The sequence below is a fragment of the Neisseria sp. P0021.S005 genome (assembly GCF_051956955.1).
The window spans coordinates 1-5,349 of sequence record NZ_JBQCWY010000183.1; the positions used below are offsets into that span (position 1 = coordinate 1).

At 50.9% G+C, this 5,349-nt stretch carries 5 protein-coding genes and 1 pseudogene; 5 read left to right on the top strand and 1 reads right to left on the bottom strand.

Annotated features, from left to right (window positions below; translation table 11 throughout):
- The 5 genes from ACTHUE_RS10430 to trxB form a co-directional block, all read left to right on the top strand.
- Positions 1-623: ABC transporter ATP-binding protein (locus tag ACTHUE_RS10430; protein ID WP_440423418.1), on the top strand; the 623-nt coding region annotated here is incomplete at its 5' end.
- 15 nt (positions 624-638) lie between these two features.
- Positions 639-1,604: an ABC transporter permease subunit gene (locus ACTHUE_RS10435; RefSeq protein ID WP_070823533.1), complete on the top strand. Its 966-nt coding sequence runs from the start codon at positions 639-641 to the stop codon at positions 1,602-1,604.
- Complete coding sequence (locus tag ACTHUE_RS10440; protein ID WP_003679574.1) at positions 1,604-2,491, top strand: ABC transporter permease subunit; 888 nt, start codon at positions 1,604-1,606, stop codon at positions 2,489-2,491. The genes ACTHUE_RS10435 and ACTHUE_RS10440 overlap by 1 nt, the downstream gene beginning before the upstream one ends.
- A gap of 148 nt (positions 2,492-2,639) precedes the next feature.
- On the top strand, positions 2,640-3,935 hold the full coding sequence (locus ACTHUE_RS10445; protein WP_070461595.1) for an NAD(P)/FAD-dependent oxidoreductase: 1,296 nt from the start codon (positions 2,640-2,642) through the stop codon (positions 3,933-3,935).
- A 108-nt stretch (positions 3,936-4,043) separates the two neighbouring features.
- Complete coding sequence (gene trxB, locus ACTHUE_RS10450) at positions 4,044-4,994, top strand: thioredoxin-disulfide reductase (protein ID WP_049329772.1); 951 nt, start codon at positions 4,044-4,046, stop codon at positions 4,992-4,994.
- 212 nt (positions 4,995-5,206) lie between these two features.
- On the opposite strand, the pseudogene ACTHUE_RS10455 reads toward trxB, so the two are convergent.
- Positions 5,207-5,349: pseudogene (locus ACTHUE_RS10455) on the bottom strand (IS5/IS1182 family transposase); the annotation flags it as partial.

A 5,349-nucleotide genomic window follows, 5' to 3' on the forward strand; every position in this document is an offset into this window, starting at 1 on the left:
AACCTTTGGGCGCACTCGATAAAAAACTGCGCCAACAAACCCAACTGGAATTGGTCAACACGCTGGAACAAGTCGGCGTAACCTGCATCATGGTTACCCACGACCAAGAAGAAGCGATGACGATGGCTACCCGTATCGCCATTATGTCCGACGGCCAATTGCGCCAAGTCGGTACGCCTAGCGACGTGTACGACTATCCTAACAGCCGCTTTACTGCCGAATTTATCGGCGAAACCAATATTTTTGACGGCGTCGTCATTGATGACCGCGCCGATTTCTCCATCGTCAAATGTGACGGCTTGGAAAACCACGTCCGCATCGACCATGGTTTGGGCGTTCCGAACGACCATGAAATTTGGATCAGCATCCGCCCTGAAGACATTGATTTGCACAAAGAGAAACCGGAACACTTAGGCGCACACAACTGGGCTCAAGGCACAGTCAAAGAGATTGCCTATCTGGGCAGCTTTGCGATTTACCATATCAAACTCGCCAACGGCCGTGTCGTCAAAAGCCAAGTTCCCGCACCTTATTGGTATGTGCGCAACATTACACCGCCGACTTGGGACGAAACTGTCTATATCAGCTGGCCTGAAAACCAACCTACGCCTCTGTACAGTTAATTTGAGGGAAATGCAATGGACCTTAAAAAACTGAAAAACAAACTGTTCCGCCGTCCTGGACAGCGTGCAGTGATTGCCGTGCCGTATATTTGGCTTTTGATTCTGTTTCTGATTCCGTTCGCCATCGTATTGAAAATCAGCTTTGCCGAACAAGAAATCGCTATTCCGCCATTTACGCCGTTGACGACGATTGATGAAGACTTAGGCCGTCTGAACATTGCCATCAGCTATCAGAACTACGCCGACATCTTCCAAAACTTTTGGAATACGCTCAATCCGTTTGGCGACAGTGAAAACAGCAATATCTATTTGATGACCTACTGGTCTTCGATTAAGACCGCGCTGACGACGACCATTATCTGCCTGTTGATTGGTTATCCGACTGCTTATGCCATTTCACGCGCCAATCCGGCTGCGCGCAACGGCCTGCTGTTGGCGATCATGCTGCCTTTCTGGACCTCTTTCCTATTGCGTGTTTACGCATGGATGGGCTTATTGGGACACAACGGCATCATCAACAATTTCTTAATCAAATACGGAATCATCAGCGAGCCTTTAGACTTGTTCTACAATGCTTTTTCGCTGAATTTGGTGATGGTTTACGCCTATTTGCCGTTTATGATTTTGCCGCTGTACACACAATTGGTAAAACTGGACAACCGCCTGCTCGAAGCCGCTTCCGACTTGGGTGCAGGTCCGATCAAATCGTTCTTTACCATTACCCTGCCTTTATCCAAAACAGGTATCATCGCAGGCTCTATGCTGGTCTTCGTTCCGGCCGTCGGTGAGTTTGTGATTCCTGAATTGGTGGGCGGTTCTGAAAACCTGATGATCGGTAAAGTATTGTGGCAGGCATTCTTCGACCAAAACAACTGGCCGCTGGCTTCTGCCGTCGCCGTCGTCATGGTTGCCCTACTGGTTGTACCGATTGCCCTGTTCCAACACTATGAAAACCGCGAATTGGAAGAAGGAGGCAAATAATGCAGAAAACCAAATTATCCTGGTTCTTGAAACTGATGCTCCTGCTCTCGCTGGCATTCCTCTATATTCCGCTGGTGGTTTTGGTCATCTATTCTTTCAATGAATCCAAACTGGTTACCGTTTGGGGCGGTTTCTCAACCAAATGGTACGGCGCATTGATGGAAAACGACACCATCTTGGAAGCGGCCTGGCTGTCATTGCGTATCGCCATCGTTTCCTCGCTTGCCGCCGTAGCACTCGGCACATTGGCTGGTTACGCCATGGCGCGTATCAAGCGCTTCCGCGGCAGCACCCTGTTTGCCGGTATGATTTCCGCGCCTATGGTGATGCCTGATGTGATTACCGGTTTGTCCATGCTGCTGTTGATTATTCAGGTGCAAATGTTCCTGCAAGGCAGTGAATTGCTGCAATCGCTCTACTTCGATCGCGGCTTCTTCACTATCTTCCTTGGCCACACCACGCTTTGCATGGCGTACATTACCGTCGTTATCCGTTCGCGCTTGGTGGAATTGGACCAATCCTTGGAAGAAGCCGCTATGGACTTGGGTGCCCGTCCGCTGAAGATTTTCTTCGTGATTACCCTGCCGTTGATTGCCCCTGCGATTGCTTCCGGCTTCCTCTTGGGCATTACCCTGTCTTTGGACGACTTGGTAATTACCTCTTTCCTGTCAGGCCCGGGTTCATCGACATTGCCGCAAGTAATTTTCTCCAAAATCAAACTCGGTCTTGACCCTCAGATGAACGTTTTGGCAACCATCCTGATCGGTATCATCGGTACGCTGGTGATTGTCGTCAACTACTGGATGATGCGTCAGGCAACCAAACGGGAACGCGAGGCTGCCGAAGCCTACCGCCAAGAAAAATTGGCAGCCGAGAAAGCCGCCTAATATGCAGACAGGCTGTCCGATAAAGTGTCGGAACAGCCTGTTTTATTAACTGCATCTTATCCTTTCAGACGGCCTGAACCCAAACCCACATTCCAGGCCGTCTGAAAACCAATTTCAATGAAGTGAAAACCAACCTAAAGCTCAAATCATGATCAATCCCAGCTTCAAAGAATACCTTCCTTCCTACTATGTCAGCACGGCTAATCCCCATCCGTCTTATCCGACGCAGGAAGGCCGTCTGAAAACTGAAACCTGCGTTATCGGCGGTGGCCTGTCCGGCTTATGCACCGCCCTACCGCTTGCCGAAAACGGCCATGAAGTCATCGTACTTGAAGCCGCCCGTATCGGTTTCGGCGCATCAGGCCGCAGCGGCGGACAAGTCATCAGCGACTTTGCCTGCGGCATGGAAGAAATCGAAAAACAAGTCGGTTTGGAACAGGCTCAATGGTTCTGGCAGCAATCTCTGCAAGCCGTTGAACTGGTTGACTCCCGCATTCAAAAACACAATATCCAATGCGATTGGCAACGCGGCTACGCTACCGTCGCCGTCCGTCCTCAGCATTGGGAAGAATTGCAACAATGGCACGAACACGCTCAAAAACATTATGGCGCAAGCCATTACCAGCTTTGGGATAAAGCCACGCTGAAGCAGCAACTTGCCAGCGATATGTATCAAGGCGCGCAATTTGATCCTTTATCCGGCCACTTACACCCACTCAATTACACCCTAGGCATTGCCAAAGCGGCAACCGATGCAGAAGCACAACTTTTTGAGCAATCCCCGATGACGCGTATCGAGCCATGCGATAACGGCTGGCTGGTTCATACGCCCAATGGCAGTGTTGAGTGCAAAAACCTCGTTTATGCCGTCAATACTTATGCAGGCTTACACCCAAAATTCAAAGTATTGGAACAAAAAGCCATTGCAGTCAGCACCTTTATCATCGCCACCGAGCCACTGTGCGAACGCGCCAAAGACCTGATCCGCAATAATATGGCCATCTGCGACAACCGCCACGTCCTCGACTACTACCGCCTCAGCGCCGACGGCCGCCTGCTCTTCGGCGGCAAAGACAACGAGTTTATCGATGACCCTGACCGCATGACTGAACTCGTCCGCCAAGATATGCTGAAAGTTTTCCCGCAACTTGCCGATATCAGAATCGAGCATTCTTGGGGCGGCGAATGCGACATTACGCGCAACCTCGCCCCACATTTCGGCCGCCTCGCCCCTACCGTTTTCTACGCCCAAGGCTATTCCGGACACGGCATGGCGATTACCGGCATTGCCGGTTTGGCGATTGCCGAAGCCATCATGGGCGATGACGGCCGTCTGAAACCTTTCGAGCAACTGCGCCACAGCAACATCATCACCCAACCATTCCTGCGCAAACTCGGCTCTTTTCTCGGCTCAAAATACTATCAATGGAAAGACAGCCACTAAACCCAAGCAACAAACATATTTCAGACGGCGGCAGATTCAAGTAAAATTCAGGCCGTCTGAAAGCTTAGATACGACAAAATTCAATCATTCATCAGCAAGGAAACCATTATGAGCAACCATCACAAACTCATCATCCTCGGCTCCGGCCCCGCCGGCTATACTGCCGCCGTCTATGCTGCCCGCGCCAATCTCAACCCTGTGATCATTACCGGCGTTGAGCAAGGCGGACAACTGATGACCACCACCGAAGTGGACAACTGGCCTGCCGATGCCGAAGGCGTACAAGGTCCGGAACTGATGGCCCGTTTCCAGGCTCATGCCGAACGCTTCGGTACTGAAATGATTTTCGACCAAATCCACACCGTTGATTTGCAAAACCGTCCGTTTACCCTTAAAGGCGATATGGGCGAATACACCTGCGATGCACTCATCGTTGCCACCGGCGCTTCCGCCAAATATTTAGGTTTGCCAAGCGAAGAAACCTTTGCCGGCAAAGGCGTTTCCGCCTGCGCAACTTGCGATGGTTTCTTCTACAAAAAACAAGATGTTGCCGTAGTCGGCGGTGGCAATACCGCTGTGGAAGAAGCCCTCTACCTTGCCAATATCGCCAACACCGTTACCCTGATTCACCGCCGCGACAGCTTCCGCGCCGAGAAAATCATGGTGGACAAACTGATGCAACGCGTCGAAGAAGGCAAAATCATCCTCAAGCTCAACAGCTCGGTTGACGAAATCTTGGGCGACGAAAGCGGCGTTACCGGTGCACGCCTGAAACACAATGACGGCAGCACTGAAGAAATCGCTGTAAAAGGCGTTTTCATCGCCATCGGCCACAAACCCAACACCGACATCTTCAAAGGTCAACTTGATATGGATGAAACTGGCTACCTGAAAACCAAAGGTGGTACCGGTGACAATGTCGGCGCAACCAATATCGAAGGCGTATGGGCGGCAGGCGACGTCAAAGACCATACCTACCGTCAAGCCATCACCAGCGCAGCTTCCGGCTGCCAAGCTGCGCTTGATGCCGAACGTTGGCTCGACCGCCACGGCGTATGAGCCTCTAAGCTACGTCCTATTCTTTAAAACATAATCAAAAGGCCATCTGAAATTTCAGACGGCCTGAGACCTTTGCAAAATTCCTTTCCCCCAACAGCCGAAACCTAAACACAGGTTTTCGGCTGTTTTTGTTTCGAATATCCACTGATTTTACCCAAATATCCCCTTAATTCCCCTTGGATACCTGATTAATCAGGCATCCGGGCCGCCTTTTAAGCAACAACAGGCACATTTAGCCTGTTAGCCGCTTTCAACAGGTTCAAACACATCGCCTTCAGATGGCTTTGCGCACTTACTTTGAGCAGACCGAAATAGGCTGCCCGGGCATAGCGGAATTTACGGTGCAGTGTACCGA

Bases quoted from the DNA above. Each gene is read 5' to 3' on its own strand.
- ACTHUE_RS10435 (WP_070823533.1), top strand. From the start codon at position 639: ATGGACCTTAAAAAACTGAAAAACAAACTGTTCCGCCGTCCTGGACAG.
- ACTHUE_RS10445 (WP_070461595.1), top strand. From the start codon at position 2,640: ATGATCAATCCCAGCTTCAAAGAATACCTTCCTTCCTACTATGTCAGC.
- ACTHUE_RS10440 (WP_003679574.1), top strand. From the start codon at position 1,604: ATGCAGAAAACCAAATTATCCTGGTTCTTGAAACTGATGCTCCTGCTC.
- trxB (WP_049329772.1), top strand. From the start codon at position 4,044: ATGAGCAACCATCACAAACTCATCATCCTCGGCTCCGGCCCCGCCGGC.